The 14,317-nt window shown below is 73.5% G+C and carries 13 protein-coding genes; 3 read left to right on the forward strand and 10 right to left on the reverse strand.

Annotation, left to right across the window (positions count from 1 at the left end; translation table 11 throughout):
• Positions 1-13 precede the first annotated feature (13 nt).
• The 6 genes from AV521_RS24585 to AV521_RS24610 form a co-directional block, all read right to left on the reverse strand.
• A complete protein-coding gene (locus AV521_RS24585) occupies positions 14-637 on the reverse strand; it encodes a hypothetical protein (protein ID WP_076090774.1) in 624 nt (207 codons plus the stop codon).
• 120 nt (positions 638-757) lie between these two features.
• The gene (locus tag AV521_RS24590; protein WP_076090775.1) at positions 758-1,357 is read right to left on the reverse strand and encodes a histidine phosphatase family protein; all 600 of its coding nucleotides are present in this window, start codon (positions 1,355-1,357) and stop codon (positions 758-760) included.
• 35 nt (positions 1,358-1,392) lie between these two features.
• Positions 1,393-2,553: a serine hydrolase domain-containing protein gene (locus AV521_RS24595; protein WP_076090776.1), complete on the reverse strand. Its 1,161-nt coding sequence runs from the start codon at positions 2,551-2,553 to the stop codon at positions 1,393-1,395.
• Positions 2,554-2,661: 108 nt separating this feature from the next.
• On the reverse strand, positions 2,662-4,464 hold the full coding sequence (locus tag AV521_RS24600; protein WP_256725671.1) for a serine protease: 1,803 nt from the start codon (positions 4,462-4,464) through the stop codon (positions 2,662-2,664).
• A gap of 412 nt (positions 4,465-4,876) precedes the next feature.
• Positions 4,877-5,641, reverse strand: a complete 765-nt coding sequence (locus AV521_RS24605; protein ID WP_076090777.1) for a hypothetical protein — start codon at positions 5,639-5,641, stop codon at positions 4,877-4,879.
• Positions 5,638-5,949: a PadR family transcriptional regulator gene (locus tag AV521_RS24610; protein ID WP_076090778.1), complete on the reverse strand. Its 312-nt coding sequence runs from the start codon at positions 5,947-5,949 to the stop codon at positions 5,638-5,640. Before AV521_RS24610 ends, AV521_RS24605 begins: the two co-directional genes overlap by 4 nt.
• A 75-nt stretch (positions 5,950-6,024) precedes the next feature.
• Between AV521_RS24610 and AV521_RS24615 the strand changes: the two genes are divergently transcribed.
• On the forward strand, positions 6,025-7,035 hold the full coding sequence (locus AV521_RS24615) for a hypothetical protein (RefSeq protein ID WP_143658643.1): 1,011 nt from the start codon (positions 6,025-6,027) through the stop codon (positions 7,033-7,035).
• 82 nt (positions 7,036-7,117) lie between these two features.
• Here AV521_RS24615 and AV521_RS24620 read toward each other — a convergent pair whose 3' ends face one another.
• Complete coding sequence (locus tag AV521_RS24620; RefSeq protein WP_076090780.1) at positions 7,118-8,326, reverse strand: pyridoxal phosphate-dependent aminotransferase; 1,209 nt, start codon at positions 8,324-8,326, stop codon at positions 7,118-7,120.
• An 81-nt stretch (positions 8,327-8,407) separates the two neighbouring features.
• On the opposite strand from AV521_RS24620, the gene AV521_RS24625 reads away from it, so the two are divergent.
• Entirely contained in the window at positions 8,408-9,034 is a 627-nt protein-coding gene (locus AV521_RS24625; RefSeq protein ID WP_076090781.1) for a winged helix-turn-helix transcriptional regulator, read from the forward strand.
• Positions 9,035-9,139: 105 nt separating this feature from the next.
• Here the strand turns inward: AV521_RS24625 and AV521_RS24630 are convergent, their stop codons facing one another.
• From AV521_RS24630 to AV521_RS24640, 3 genes are read right to left on the reverse strand one after another with little or no spacing between them, the layout of a single operon-like run.
• On the reverse strand, positions 9,140-9,943 hold the full coding sequence (locus AV521_RS24630) for a hypothetical protein (RefSeq protein ID WP_076090835.1): 804 nt from the start codon (positions 9,941-9,943) through the stop codon (positions 9,140-9,142).
• On the reverse strand, positions 9,943-11,205 hold the full coding sequence (locus tag AV521_RS24635) for a VWA domain-containing protein (RefSeq protein WP_076090782.1): 1,263 nt from the start codon (positions 11,203-11,205) through the stop codon (positions 9,943-9,945). The genes AV521_RS24630 and AV521_RS24635 overlap by 1 nt, the downstream gene beginning before the upstream one ends.
• 9 nt (positions 11,206-11,214) lie before the next feature.
• Entirely contained in the window at positions 11,215-12,726 is a 1,512-nt protein-coding gene (locus tag AV521_RS24640) for an IucA/IucC family protein (protein WP_076090783.1), read from the reverse strand.
• Positions 12,727-12,819: 93 nt separating this feature from the next.
• On the opposite strand from AV521_RS24640, the gene AV521_RS24645 reads away from it, so the two are divergent.
• Positions 12,820-14,310: an IucA/IucC family protein gene (locus AV521_RS24645; RefSeq protein WP_076090784.1), complete on the forward strand. Its 1,491-nt coding sequence runs from the start codon at positions 12,820-12,822 to the stop codon at positions 14,308-14,310.
• The last annotated feature ends 7 nt before the right edge of the window (positions 14,311-14,317 follow it).

The raw sequence follows: 14,317 nt of genomic DNA on the forward strand, positions 1-14,317 counted from the left end.
CCTGGCACGCCGTTCACACCCGGCGCGGTGAAGCGAGCAGATAGCGCACCCTCGTCCGCGGCTCGGTGTACTCGCCGGCCTGCCAGCCCGCGCCCGCCAGGGTGGCCGCGCAGGCCGCCAGGCTCTCCGCGTCCGGCGCGTACACGGCGACCGCCTCCGGCTGCGGGGTCGCGCGCACCCGGTAGCCGTCCGCGCCCCCGTCCGCCGGCCGGTGCCCGGCCGCCTCCAGGGCGAGCGCGGCGGCCCGGACCAGATGCGCCCGCTCCCAGCCGCACGGCCGGTCCACGGCGCCGTCGGGATTGGTCATCCGGCGCAGCTCCAGCAGCCCCTGCCAGGCGCTGCGCACCTCACGCAGCCGCACCGCGGCATCCCCGGGCGGCTCCTCCGCGCCGCCGACCCGGGCCGCGAACACGCCCCCGTCCGGCGCGGGTTCCTGTGTCACCGGCTCGGCCACGGCCTCCCGTATGCGATGGCCCGCAGGGGTGAGGAAGTGCTCGTGCGGCGGGCGCGGGTGGCGGAAGGCCAGCCCCCGCCTCACCAGCGCCGTCAGCTGCGCCTCCGTACCGCGCAGCCGCCCGGTCACCGGATCGGCGCCCTCGATCACACGCCGCTGCGCGGCGCTCGGCGGTCGAGTCACAGCGCACTCCTTCCGCAACCGTCCCCTGACCCGGCCCGCCCATGGAGGGCGGCCTCTTCGCAGAGTACGGTCCGGGTCTGACAACGCCCGGGGACGCCGTACCCGGCCGGGCTGCGCCCCTTACGCCGGTGGCCGGATGTTCCACGCCGCCACCACCGGCCGGCCGTGCTCCGAGCCCAGCCGGCCCAGCGCGCCTGTCGCCAGCTGGAACAGGGCCCCGTGCCGGGGCGGCAGGCCGAGGCGGCGCGCGGTGAGAACGCGCAGGAAGTGACCGTGGGCGATCAGGACGACGCCGCCCTCGGTGCCGGCGAGGGCGGCGTCGGCCTTGGCCAGCATGCGATCGGCGCGCTCGCCGACCTGCTCCGGGGTCTCGCCCGGATGTTGCGGTGGCCCCGGCGCGACCCCGTCCGTGAACAGGAACCAGTCGGGCCGGGTCCGCTGGATCTCCACGGTGGTCACGCCCTCGTACCCGCCGTAGTCCCATTCGCGCAGGTCGGCGTCGACCCGGGCGTCGTGGATCCCGATCAGCTCGGCGGTCTCCCGGGCCCGCTGCAGGGGGCTGACGAACGCGGCCCCGATGAGGTGCGAGCGGATCAGCGGCACCAGCCGGCGCGCCTCCTCCCGCCCCTGCTCGGTGAGGGGTACGTCGGTCCAGCCGGTGTGCCGTCCGGACCGCGACCACTCGGTCTCACCGTGCCGGACGAGAAAGAGGTCACCCACGTCAGCGCCCTTCCCGCTCGCCTGTCAGCACGGTGTCACAGGGCGCCGGCCGCCCGCAGGACGGACTGCGCCAGACGGCCGTTCTCCCAGGCGGCGCCCACCCCCGAGGGGAAGTTGAACCGGCGCCGGGTGTAGGCGTACGCGATGCCGTTCGCCGGGTCGGCGAAGCCCAGCGAGCCGGTCGCGCCGCTGTGCCCGAAGGTCCCGGCGTCGAGGAACGGAAAGATCGCGGGGGTGTGCTCGAAGCCGCGCGCGAAGTGGTCGTCGCTGCCGGTGACCAGGTCCGGCCCGCCCGGGGTGCGCAGCTCGGCGAACCGGGCCGCGGTCGCGGGCGTGAGCAGTGGCGGCCTGCCGTCCACGGTGCTGATGGCGGCCGCGAACATCCCGGCGACGCCCCGCGCGTTGCCCACCCCGCCCGAGGACGTCGGCCCGAGCGCCTTCACCCGGGGGTGGTTGCCGAAGGCCACCAGGTCGGTCGGCTCCGGCGCGTGCGCGTTGAAGGCGATGCCCCGGATGCTGTCCGGGGCCGCCGCCCGCTCCTTCAGCTGCGCGGCCTCCTCCGGGGTCGGCACCAGCGGCTGTACGTCCACCCAGCGCGACTCGGCCGCCGCGGGCAGGCCCAGATAGTAGTCGAGGCCGTACGGCGCCCGGATCCGCTCCTCGTACAGCTCCTGGATCGAGCGGCCGGTCACCCGGCGTACCACCTCGCCGGTGAGGGCTCCGATGACGAAGGCGTGATAGCCCCAGGCGCTGCCGGGCTCCCACAGCGGCCGGCGCTCCGCCAGTCGGGCCGCGGTGATCCGGTCGTCGGCCAACTCCTCGACGGTGAAGGGCCGTTCGGCATCGCCGACGAGCCCGGCCCGGTGCTCCAGGAGTTCGCCCAGGGTCAGCCGGTCCTTGCCGTGGGCGCCGAACTCGGGCCAGTACGCGGCCACTTCACGGTCCAGGTCGAGCACCCCCTCCTGCACCAGCAGCGCGACGACGAGGTGCGCGGCCCCCTTGGCGATGGAGTACAGGGTCGTCAGCGAGTCCCCGTCGATGCCGTCGCCGCCCCACAGGTCCACCACGCGCCGCCCGTGCCGGTACACCACCAGCTGGGCGCCCGGATCATCCCGCTCCTCGGTGAGCACCGCCGCGAACTCCTCGCGTACGCCCTCGAATCCCTCCGCGACCGTTCCGTGCACGTCGATCGTCATACGTCGCTCCCCCTGTCCGGTGATAACCAACGGAGATCGTCAACGGGCGGTGGCCGCCCGGCATTCCCACCTGCCGGTGTCTTCGGCCGGGGTGCCCGGCGGCGTCGGTCAGGTGCCCGGTGGGACCAGCGTGTTCTCGGTGCCGAGGGCCTTGGCGCCGGTGTCGGCGTACAGCGAGGTCTCGCCGTCGGACCAGCGCACGACCAGGTCGTTGCCGGTGTGGTCGGCGGTGAGGTCGCCCGTGGCCATGACCTGGGCGTGCTGCCACGTGCCGTTCGGGCCGAGCAGCCGGGACCGGGTGCCGAGCCCGGCGGACGAGACTCCGGTGTAGCTGTCGAGCGAGCCGTCGGACCAGCGCACGAGCAGGTCCGCGCCCGCCGTGCCCTTGAGGGCGCCGCCGGTCAGCAGCGCGGCCTTGGTCCAGGTGCCGTTCGCGGCGAGGATGCGCTTGCCGGTGCCGAACGAGCCCGAGCGGATCCCCGTGTACAGGTTCAGGCTGCCGTCGGACCGGCGCACCAGCAGATCGGTCGCGCCCCTGGCGCCGTGGAACTGCCCGGCGGTGAGCTGCACGGCGTTCTTCCAGTCGGAGTTGGGCTTCGCCATCTGCACCTCCTTGCCCACGCCGGAGGCGCCGAGGGCCGGGTACAGGGTGACCTCGCCGTCGGACCAGCGCACCAGCAGGCCGGGCCGGCCGCCGCCGAAGGTCCCGCCGGTGACGCTCCGGGCATGTGTCCAGGTGCCGTTCGCCGCCAGCAGCCGCTGTTCGGACCCGAACCCGCCCTGGCCGTCCCCCGGATACAGCGTGACCCCGCCGTCGGACCACACGACGAGCAGATCGCCGAGGCGGTCGCCGGTGTAGTCGGCGGAGGCCATCAGGGCGGCCTTCTGCCAGCGGGCCGCGCCACCGGGCAACTGCAGGCCCAGGTACGGCGGCTGGCCGGACGGGGGGTCCTGGCCGGCCACCGCGTCCGCGAGGAGGTTCGCGGCGTCGGCGCCGAACACCGGGGCGTAGCTGACGTAGTCGACGTTCGCGTCGTTGCCGCCGCCGTTGTAGCCGCCCAGGTTGCCGATGACGTGCCCGCTGCGGCCGTCGTCCTGGTAGTCGGTGATCCACGGGCTGCCCGACGTGCCGCCGTAGTAGCCGCCGCAGGTCATGGACATCTGCCGGTAGCCGGGAAGTTGAGCCGTCGGCACGTTGCACTTGACGGCCTGTCCCGTGCTGTTGTGCTGGTACGAGGGGTAACCGACGACGGTGACGTTCTTCTGCGCGTAGCCGCCGGGCTGAGTGAAGGTCAGTCCGCCGCCCACGGCGTCCTGGAGGGTCTGGCCGCTCTGGTTGGGCGAGACCCGGGCGAACGCCGTGTCCAGGTCGGACGAGGGCCCCTTGGTGGTCGACGAGCCCTTGTCGGGCGTGTACCGGGGGTCGCTGTAGATGTGCTGGATGTGGAAGATGCCGTACGGCTGCCGGTCGGGGCCGGCGCCGTGCGCGAACTGCGGGACGAAGATGTAGTCGCCCTTCATGTTCAGCGCACAGTGGGCCGCGGTGAGGACGACGTTCCGTACGGAGGTGTCGATGACGCTGCCCGTGCAGTGCCAGGTGGTGCCGCCCGGCCCGTCGGACCCGAAGAACGTCCCCACGAGCCGGGTCCCCTTGAACAGGGTGCCCTGCGGCCGGCCCGCCCCCGCGACCCCTGGCCCGGTGCCGCCCGGTGCCGTCCGGCCCCCGTCCAGCGGCCTGGCGTCCGCCATGCGCTGCGCGGTCCAGAACCGGGCCGCCTTGCGGGCCTCCTGCCCGGCGGACGAGTCCGGCGGCGTCGGCGACGCGGCCTGCGCGGCCGGCGCCGCGAGTCCGACCGCCGCCCCGCACACCGTGGCCACGGCCGCGGCTGTCCAACGCGTTCGGTACGACAACACACTTGCTCCCCGTGGGTCTGATGGAACCGGACCAGGGAGAACAGCGGCGCGGCGCCGGTCGGGCGCGCGCCGAGGGCCTGCGGCGCCTGTGCTGTGCTGAAGTCCCCTGGTCGTACGGGGCGATCTTCGCATGAAGCCCGCAGCGCGGGTCAACCGGGTCAGAGCCTGTCATAAGGCCCCGGCCACGGCGGGGCTAGGGCCTGTTCGGCGGAACAGGTCGGCCCAGGCAACGGTGTCTTGTCAGTACGGGTGAGCGGAGCCTGGTGTGTCCAGCTGCACGGCGGATGAGGGCGGCGACGCGCGTCGGCAACCGACGACAACGCGCCGCTGGGGGTACCCCCACGCCCTTGAGGCAGTGCGGGAGGGCGAGCCGTGCTCCGCGATTCAGGCATGACCCGCCGGACAGGCCCTAGCCCTTGGTCCGCCGCAGATCGTGGCCGGTGCCGATCGCCGCGGCCGCCAGGAGGCCCAGCGTCAAGGTGTCCGTGAGTGAGCCCGGGTGCGGCGCGGTCCGGACGAGGGCGAGGAGGTTCTGCCCTGCCGCGAGGGCGAGTCCCGTCCCGAGGGACAGCAGGGCCGTGGACAGCCGGCGCGTGGTCGGCGGGGCGGCGGTCCGGGTGACATGGGCGACGACGGTGCACAGGCGCAGGGCGACGAATCCGAGCGTGAGCCAGTAGAAGAGGACCATGGCGGCGTCGGCCGGGCCGGTGAGGTGGCCGGCCAGGCCGCTCCATGCCGTCAGACACAGGGTCAGGGCCGCGGTGGCCGGGGCTGCCAGGGTGCGGACCGCCGCGGCGGTCAGGCGACGGAGCGCCGCGGCGCGCAGCGGTGGAAGCGGCACGGCGAGCCCGACGCCCACCAGGAGCGGGACCAACCAGACGCTGCCCGTGGGGTGATGGACATCTGCCGTCAGAGTGGAGGACGGCTCGGCCGAGCGCAGCAGCAGGCCGGTGGCCGCGGTGAGCGCGAACAGGGCGACGGTCAGGACGCGCCGGGTCTGACCGGTGCACGTCTCGGGCCAGTCGCCGGGGTGCAGCCAGAGCCGCACGGCGCCCATGAGGGTGTCGGGCCAGGAGCGGATTCCCGATGTGGACACCTCGTGACCGATGTCCGCGCCCCAGCGCTCGCGTACCGCCGGCGGGTAGAGCCGGGTCAGGAGCGTGGCCGCGTTCACGCCGGGGTGATCCCGAGCGCGCGCAGGCCGGCGGCGGAGACGCGGGCCATCTGCTGGAGTTCGGTGCGCAGTTGGTCGCGGCCGGTGTCGGTGATCTGCACGGTGCGGTGGCGTTCCTGGGCCTCGGCAGCCTCGCCCGCGGGCCGGATCAGCTCGCGCGCCTCCAGCCGGGACAGCGCTCCGTAGAGGCTGCCGGGGCCGAGTCTGCGGCCGGTGAGTTCCTCGATCGCGGTGTTGATGGCGTATCCGTGCAGCGGCCCGCCCGCGAGGACGGTGAGCACGAGCATCTGGGCGTCGTTGCTGTGCATGGGTCTCCTCCCGGCCCCATGGTACGAAGCGCGTTGCTACTTGTCACGTAGTACGAGGCGCGTACTATGCGAGTCATGACAACTGCGGACGACGAACGAGCTTCGACGGCCACGATCCGCGCCGGACTCGGCATGGCCGGTGTGTTCGAGGCGTGGACGGTACTGGCGACCCAGGACAAGACGGTCAGGGCGGCCAGTCCGTGGCAGGACGACCCCTACGACGTGGTGGTGTCCCTGACACAGTTCACGGTGCCGGTGCTCGCGCTGGTGATCGCGTTACGACTGCTCGTGTGGCAGGCGCCGGGCGGCGCGGACCGGGCACGGCAGACGGTGCGCGCGGTGGCGGCGATGATCACGCTGGTCGGACTCACGCTCGCGACCGAGTGGGCCGCGGTCCTCGCCAAGTCCCCGTCGTTCTCGGGGATATGGACCTCGGTGCTGATCGGCGGGCTGGCCGCGAACTCCGTACTCACCGCGCCGGTGGCCGTGTCGCTCATGCGACGGCGCCGATGGCGCGGCCGGGCCGGGGAGCGGCGGGACGACCGGTGGCCCGGCTGGCGGCACGACTGGCTCGGTGACGCCGTCCACCTCTGCCGACGGATTCCCGTCCTGCGACGCCTGGCCGGTCCGGATGCCGCGGACTGGGTGCGCCGCCGGGCGATGACGGTGTTCCTCGTGCTGAGCGTCCTGGCCGCGGCGGCGGTCACCGGTGCGCAGGCCGTCGGCGAACGGCTGACGGATCCGCTGCTCATCGCCTGGATGCTGATCGTCGAGACCACCTCCGACCTCGCGTTCTGTCTGATCGGCAACGCGGTCGCCGGATTCGTCGCCCGGCCCCCGCGCACCGGGTCCCGCCGCATCGCCGAGGCGTCGGTGGTCGCCGGCTGCGTCGCGATCGGTGCGGCGACGGCGTTCCGCGACACCCTGTGGCCACTGTTCGGCACGGGCGCGCTGACGTCAGTCCCGGACCTGGCCGCCCTCACCCTCGGCGCCGGTCTGACCACGTCCGTGGTCACGGCTGCTCTCCTGCTGCCCCGCACCTCATCCGCGCCTCCGCCCGACCACGACGGCGCCGCCACGGCGTGACCGCGACCCCGGTCACCCCCGAACTCGGGCACCGGTGCCCGGCGCGCACATCGAAGCCGGTACCGGGCTCGGGCCGCAGGCCTTACTGCCGGTACCCGCCGAGGAAGCGGCCGATCCGGCCGATCGCGGCCTCCAGGTCCTCCGCGTGCGGCAGGGTGAGGATGCGGAAGTGGTCGGGGGAGGGCCAGTTGAAGCCCGTGCCCTGGACCACCTGGATCTTCTCGCGCAGCAGCAGGTCGAGGACGAACTTCTCGTCGTCGTGGATCCGGTGCGCCTTCGGGTCGATGCGCGGGAACGCGTACAGCGCGCCCTTCGGCTTCACACAGGACACGCCGGGAATCTCGTTGAGCTTCTCCCAGGCCACGTTCCGCTGCTCGTACAACCTGCCGCCGGGCAGCGTCAGTTCGCGGATGGACTGGCGTCCGCCGAGCGCGGCCTGGATGGCGTACTGCGCGGGTGCGTTGGCGCACAGCCGCATGGAGGCCAGCATGGTCATGCCCTCCAGATAGTCCTTCGCGTGCTGCTTGGGACCGGTCACGACCAGCCAGCCGGAGCGGAAGCCCGCCACCCGGTACGTCTTCGACAGACCGCAGAAGGTGAGGACGACCAGGTCGGGGGCGAGGGACGCGGCGGAGTGGTGGACGGCGTCGTCGTAGAGGATCTGGTCGTAGATCTCGTCGGCGAACACCATCAGGCCGTGCCGGCGGGCGAGGTCGAGGATGCCCTCGACGACCTCCTTGGGGTAGACCGCGCCGGTCGGGTTGTTCGGGTTGATGATCACGACCGCCTTCGTCCGGTCCGTGATCTTCGCCGCCATGTCGGCCAGGTCCGGGTTCCAGTCGGCCTGTTCGTCGCACAGGTAGTGGACCGCCTTGCCGCCGGCCAGGGTCGTCGCGGCCGTCCAGAGCGGGAAGTCCGGGGCGGGGATGAGGATTTCGTCGCCGTCCTCCACGAGCGCGGTGACGGCCATGGAGACCAGCTCGGAGACGCCGTTGCCGAGGAAGACGTCGTCGACGCCCACCTCCAGGCCCAGGTTCTGATAGCGCTGGGCGACCGCACGGCGGGCGGAGAGGATGCCGCGCGAGTCGGTGTAGCCGTGCGCCTGCGGCAGCATCCGGATCATGTCCTGGAGGATCTCCTCCGGCGCCTCGAAGCCGAAGGCCGCGGGGTTGCCGGTGTTCAGGCGCAGCACGCTGTGCCCCGCCTTCTCCAGCGCGTTGGCGTGCTCGATGACCGGGCCGCGGATCTCGTAACAGACCTCGCTGAGCTTGTTCGACTGCCGGAACTCCATGCGCCCCTCCGGAAACTTGTGTTGCTTGGTTTTACCAAGTTAGAGCTTGGAAAGTCCAACAACGTGTCTAGACTGCGTCGCATGTCACCACGCCGAAGCTACGACCAGTACTGCTCCGCCGCCCGCGCCCTCGATCTCGTCGGCGACCGCTGGACCCTGCTGATCGTCCGGGAGCTGCTGGCCGGCCCCCGCCGCTACACGGACCTGCACGCGGACCTGCCCGGTGTGAGCACGGACGTCCTCGCCTCCCGGCTCAAGGACATGGAGCGCGACGGCCTCACGACCCGCCGCAGGCTGCCACCGCCGGGCGCGGCCTATGTCTACGAACTCACCGACCGCGGGCGGGAGTTGCTGCCGGTGCTCCAGGCGCTGGGCGCATGGGGCGCACCGGAACTGGGTGAACGCCGCCCGACGGACGCGGTCCGCGCCCACTGGTTCGCCCTGCCGCTGCTGCGCGGCCTGGACGGGGAGGGCCTGGTCGAAGTCCATCTGGAGGAAGGGGACTTCCATCTGCGAGTGGGCGCGGAAGAAGGTCCGGTGTACGGCGACGGGCCCGCGCCCACCGAGGCCGACGCCCGCTTGGCGATGGACGCGGCGACCTGCGAGGCCGTGGCGCGGGGCGAGCTGGGCCTGACGGAGGCGGTACGGGCCGGGCGGGTGACGGTGACCGGCGACAGCACACTGGCGAAGGCCCTGCGGGAGGCGTGAAACGAGCCGCCACCCCGGACTCCGACCTGCCTTCCGGCCGAGTCGGGTGGGCGGGTGGACAAAGAATGAAGGCCCGCCGGCGGGCGGGCCTTCGGCCGTGTCGGCTCAGACGTTCGGCGGCACCCGGGACGGCCGTCCCGACCCGCGCGTCAGCGCGTACCCCCCGATCCCGGCGAGAGCCGCCAGCACGGCCCCGATCCCGGTCCACACCCATCGGTCGGACCACCACCCGGAGGACCAGCCGTCGTGCGAGCCGAAGCTGGACAGCACCGCTGCCTTCGAAGCGCCGGTCTTCTCCCCGGACTTGACGGCGATACCGGGTACCAGCGGCTTGCCCAGCGTGCCGTCCGCCGCGGCCGCACCGCCGATGTCCTTGGAGTCGACGCGCACCTCGGCGCTCACCGGCTGACCGAGGTCGGTGGCCCCGAGGTCCACGACGGTCAGCCGGATGTAGTACGTGCCCGGCAGCGGGTCGTCGGCCGACGGCTCCGCCCAGCCGCGCACCGTACGCAGCACACAGGCCAGCTCGACCGAGGGGGCGTCCTGCGCGGCGGTACCGGGGTCGGCGCCGTACTGGCAGGCCTGCCTGCGCCGCAGCCCGTCGTACACGTCGAGCTGCCAGCTCTGCGCGCCGTGCGTCCGCGGGAGCTTCACCGTCGCCTTGACGGTGGGCCGCTGGCCGATGTCCGCAGGGAACGACCAGTACAGGTAGTCACCGGTGGAGCCGGACGCGGTGGCCTGCTGCCCCTGCTCCAGCTCCGTCGCCGTGCGGAAGGAGGTGCCCGCCTTGGTGGGCGCCGAGCCGTCGGCGGACGCGCTCGGCGAAGGGCTCGGGGAGTCGGCGGCGGCCGGCCCGGCGGCCAGGCCCAGCGCCAGCAGCGCGCCGCCCAGTACACGAGTGATCCGCATCAGTTCGTCCTCCAGACCGCGACCCGCCAGCGCGACAGCCAGCCCCACAGCAGACCTGCCAGGAAGCCGATCAGCACCAGCGCGCCCAGCAGCCACCAGCCCCTGCCGAGGCCGAAGGACGCCACGTCGTGATGGCCCGAGGGCCCGTCCACGACGTCGACGGTCAGTTCCAGCGGCAGTCCGGGCGTGGTCTTGACCCCGGGGCCGGCCGCGAAGGAGTTGGTGACCTGCAGACACACGGTCTCCGCGGGCGCGTTGTCGTCGCCGCTCGCGGCCTTCGGATAGCGCAGACCCGTCGAGATCACGTCCGTACGCCCGGTGCCGGCGGCCTCGCCGCGCACGATCTCCCGTCCGTGCACGGTCACCGCGCGCAACAGCATCCCGTAGTTCGGGCCCACGGCACGGTCGTCGGCCACGCTCACCGAGGCGCGCAGCTCCTTGCCGGGATCGACGTCGACCTTGTACCAGCGCTGCTGCCCGAACTCCTCACGGTCCGTGTACAGCCCGGACTTCAGCGTCGGCGCCTTCTCGCACTGCGCGGCACCCTCGGTGGCCACCGGTGTCACCACCGGATCGGCCGCCCGGTCGACCAACTGGCCGACCCGGCTGCTCAGTTGCTCCTTGTGCCGTACGTCGGTGTAGGTGCCGCCGGTGGCGTCCGCGATGCAGCTGAGCTGGTCACGGGTCTTGGCGTCCGGCACCAGGCCGAGGGTGTCGATGGTCAGCCCGACGCCCTTGGCCGCTATCTCACGGGCCACCTCGCACGGGTCGAGCGGCTGGCAGGTGTCCTCGCCATCGGTGATCAGGACGATCCGGCGCGTTCCGCCGCCGCTGTTCAGGTCGTCCGCCGCCTTCAGCAGCGCGGGCCCGATCGGCGTCCAGCCGGTGGGCTGCAGCGTGGCCACCGCCGTCTTGGCGTCGGTCCGGTTCAGCGTGCCGACGGGGTAGAGCTGCGCGGTGTCCTTGCAGCCCTCCTTGCGGTCGTTGCCGGGGTAGTTGGCGCCCAGGGTGCGGATGCCGAGCTGGACCTCCTGCGGGGTCGCGTCCAGCACCTCGTCGAACGCCTGCTTCGCCGCGGCCATCCGGGAGCCGCCGTCGATGTCCCGCGTCCGCATCGAACCGCTGACGTCCAGCACGAGTTCGACCTTCGGCGCGGCCGTCTGTGTCTCGTCGGCGACGGCTCCGCCGGGAAACGCGATCCCGGCCGCCAGGGCGGCGAGCAGCGCACAGACTCCCGCCGCCAGCCGTTGTCTTGTGATCATCGCCGGATCCTATTGATCGGACGGGCCGGGCTCCAAAACGAGCGGATTCGGCAGGGACGCCCACTGGTCGCCCGGCATTCCCGGGGACAGTCGCATCAGCGTCAACGCCTTCACCGGCAGCGGTCCTTGGCGCAGGGCGCGCAGGTCCGGGGTGTCCGGCAGGTCCGGTACGGCGGCGGACAGCGCCGCCCCCAGCGCCGGGCCCGAACCCGCCGTACCCGCCAGGGCACCCCCCACCAGGGAGCCGAACAGCTTGCGGCGCAGGACCGTTTCGTCGTCGGTGATCAGGCGGCCGGCGAGCGGCGGTGGGGTGATGCCGTGCCGCCGCAGCCGGGCCGGGCTGATCCGGATGTCGGCCAGATCGCGGTAGACCAGCCGCACCGGGCTTCCGTCGGCCGCCAGGACCACCAGCAGGTTCTGCCCGTGCGCCTCCAGGGCCACGCCGAGGTCGAGCAGCCGCAGGCCCACGGCCAGCGCCAGCCGGGTGAGCGCGGCCAGCCGGCCCGGCGCCGTTGGCAGGCCGGTCATGGCGAGCGCGGCCACCGGGACGACCCGTTCGCCCGGACCCGCGTACCCCTGCGGTGACTCCCGCAGCAGCGCGGCCAGATCGGGGGAGTGGGCCGAGACCGCGCCGAGCGTGCGGGTGATGTGCAGCAGGCCGTCGGTGCGCGCCGCCAGCTCCTCGCCGAGGGCGGACAGCGGCGCGGCGGCCCGCACCGAGTACAGGGAGATGTTCCGCACGGAGGACGTCAGCCGGGCGCTCAGCGCGGTCTTCACATGCGGGCCGTCGTCCAGCGCGAGGGTGCGCAGGGACAGCAGCGGACGGGCCGGGCACCAGGGGTCGTACGACCGCTTGAGGACGTGCTCGGCCTGCCATGGGTGCACGGGCACCAGCACCCGCTCGCCGTCCCGCAGTTCGGCCGGCCAGTCGCCGCTCACCAGGCACTCGTCCGCCGGTACCGGCACCGTCCCCAGCTCCACCACCGGCCGGTGCTCCGGGCCGTACGCCAGCTGCTCCGCCACCGAGAAACCGGGCCGGGAACGGCAGTTGGGGTGGAAGGGGTGCCCGTCGGTCACCCGCTGCTCCCATGCCCAGTCCCGGTCCGGCCACTCCTTCGAGTGATCCGCGTCGGCCCGCGACAGCGCCAACGAGGCGACGCTGTCCGCCAGTTCGGCCGCGAAGGAGGCGGAGTGCGGCACCGCCAGGGCGGTCATCAGCTCGGCCGGATCCACCTGGCGCTCCCGGTCCAGGCGGACCCCGGTGACATACGCGCTCGTGGCGTACGGGTCCGCGTGCGGCCCGTACAACGTCCGTCCGTCGGCGAGGCGCAGCGCGAGGCTGTGCGCGCCCCGCACCCTGCCGGTGATCCACGGCAGCGGCTCATGGGCCAGCGCCCGCCACAGCCGGGTCAGAACGGCGGCGCGGGCGCCCGGCAGCTCCGCCGTGTACCGGGGCAGCAGCGCGGGCCGGACGACGGCCAGTTCCTCGGCGACGGCCTCGGCGGCGGGGGGACGGTGCACGGCGGCTCCTCGGGGACGCGGACGGCGGAGGACGATTGTCGGGGACGAGAGACATACTGAGCGCGACGACCCCCGACGAAACGAACGGATCGCGTGGACCTCACACCCCCCACCGGCGACGTCGGCCCCCGCGCCGACGCCTACGCGGCCGCACCCCTGCTGAACTGCCTGCTGCGCGAGGTGGCCGAGCCATGCGCGGCCCCCGGTGACCCACGGGTCCACCGGCTGCCGAGCGGGCGGCTGCTGCGGGTGCCGGCCGGCCGCCGCCCCGCCGACCCCGAGCTGTGCGCGGCCGGGACCTGGCACCACGTCGGCCACACCGAGCTGGTCAAACTGGTGGCGGAGGAACTGCGTGGGTACACCGGGCTGCCGGGCGGCGATCTGCCCGCCGAGATGATCGACAGCCGGGACGCGGTCGCCGCGCTCCTCACCGCCCGCGCCCGGGCGACGGCACCCACGGACCCCTATCTGCGCTCCGAGCAGTCCCTGATCACCGGCCACCCGTACCACCCGGCGCCCAAGGCGCGCGGCGGCGGCCCGGTCGCGTCCTGGCTGCCGTACGCCCCCGAGGCGCACGCCCGCTTCCCGCTGGTGCTGCTCGCCGTCCGCGAGGACCAGGTCGCCGAGGAGGGCGACACGAGCGCCCTGGACGCCCTCGGCACGGCACCGCCCGGCTACCGGCTCCTCCCGGCCCACCCCTGGCAGCTGGACCTGGTGGGCCGGGAGCTGGCGGAGGCCTTCGCGGACGGCCGTCTGCTCCGCCTCGGCACGACCGCCTGCGACACCTGGCCGACGGCGGCGATCCGCACGGTGTACGAGCCTGGGCGCGATCTGTTCCTGAAGTTCAGCCTGGACGTCCGCATCACCAACGACATCCGCCGGCTGTGGGGCCACGACCTGCGCAAACTGCGCCGTACCGACTCGGCCGCCGGGGACGCCTTCGCGGCGCTGGGCGGGCCCGCGGCCTGGCTGAGCGACCGTGGCTACCGCACGGCCGCCTTCGCCTTCGAGGAACTGGCCGTCCTCGCCCGGGACGGGCTGCGCGGCCATCTGCTGCCGGGCACCACCGCGCTGCTCGCCGCCGCCCTCGCCGAGGGCTTCGAAGGCAGCCCGCTGGCCGCCGCGCCCGATCCGGCGCTCTGGTGGGAGGCGTATCTGCGCCAGGTCGTCCCGCCCGCGCTGGAGGCCTTCGACGACCACGGGGTCGTCCTTGAGGCCCACTTGCAGAACACCCTCGTCGCCGTCGACGCCGCCGGCATGCCCGTCCAGGCGCTGTTCCGGGACGCGGAGGGCGCCAAGCTGCTGCCCGACGTCACACGGGCCGCCGGCTGGGAGCGGCTGGTGTACTGCCTGGTCGTCAACCATCTCACCGAGATCGCCGCCGCCCTCGCCGATCACCACCCCGGCCTCGACCCCTGGCCCGCCGCCCGCCGTGAACTGGCCCGGCACGACCTGCCCGAGATCCCGGCCCTGCTGGCCTCGCCCACCCTGCCCGGCAAGACCAACCTGCTGCTGCGCTGGACCGGAGCGGACGGCGCGGCCGCCCGCTATCTGCCCGTGCCGAACCCGCTGGCCGGCCGCTGATCCGGGG

It is taken from the genome of Streptomyces sp. IMTB 2501 (assembly GCF_001953885.1).
Lineage (GTDB): Bacteria > Actinomycetota > Actinomycetes > Streptomycetales > Streptomycetaceae > Streptomyces.

Coding starts and splice junctions, on each gene's coding strand:
- AV521_RS24630 (WP_076090835.1), bottom strand. CDS start 9,943: ATGCGGATCACTCGTGTACTGGGCGGCGCGCTGCTGGCGCTGGGCCTG.
- AV521_RS24625 (WP_076090781.1), top strand. CDS start 8,408: ATGTCACCACGCCGAAGCTACGACCAGTACTGCTCCGCCGCCCGCGCC.
- AV521_RS24620 (WP_076090780.1), bottom strand. CDS start 8,326: ATGGAGTTCCGGCAGTCGAACAAGCTCAGCGAGGTCTGTTACGAGATC.
- AV521_RS24615 (WP_143658643.1), top strand. CDS start 6,025: ATGACAACTGCGGACGACGAACGAGCTTCGACGGCCACGATCCGCGCC.
- AV521_RS24595 (WP_076090776.1), bottom strand. CDS start 2,553: ATGACGATCGACGTGCACGGAACGGTCGCGGAGGGATTCGAGGGCGTA.
- AV521_RS24635 (WP_076090782.1), bottom strand. CDS start 11,205: ATGATCACAAGACAACGGCTGGCGGCGGGAGTCTGTGCGCTGCTCGCC.
- AV521_RS24610 (WP_076090778.1), bottom strand. CDS start 5,949: ATGCACAGCAACGACGCCCAGATGCTCGTGCTCACCGTCCTCGCGGGC.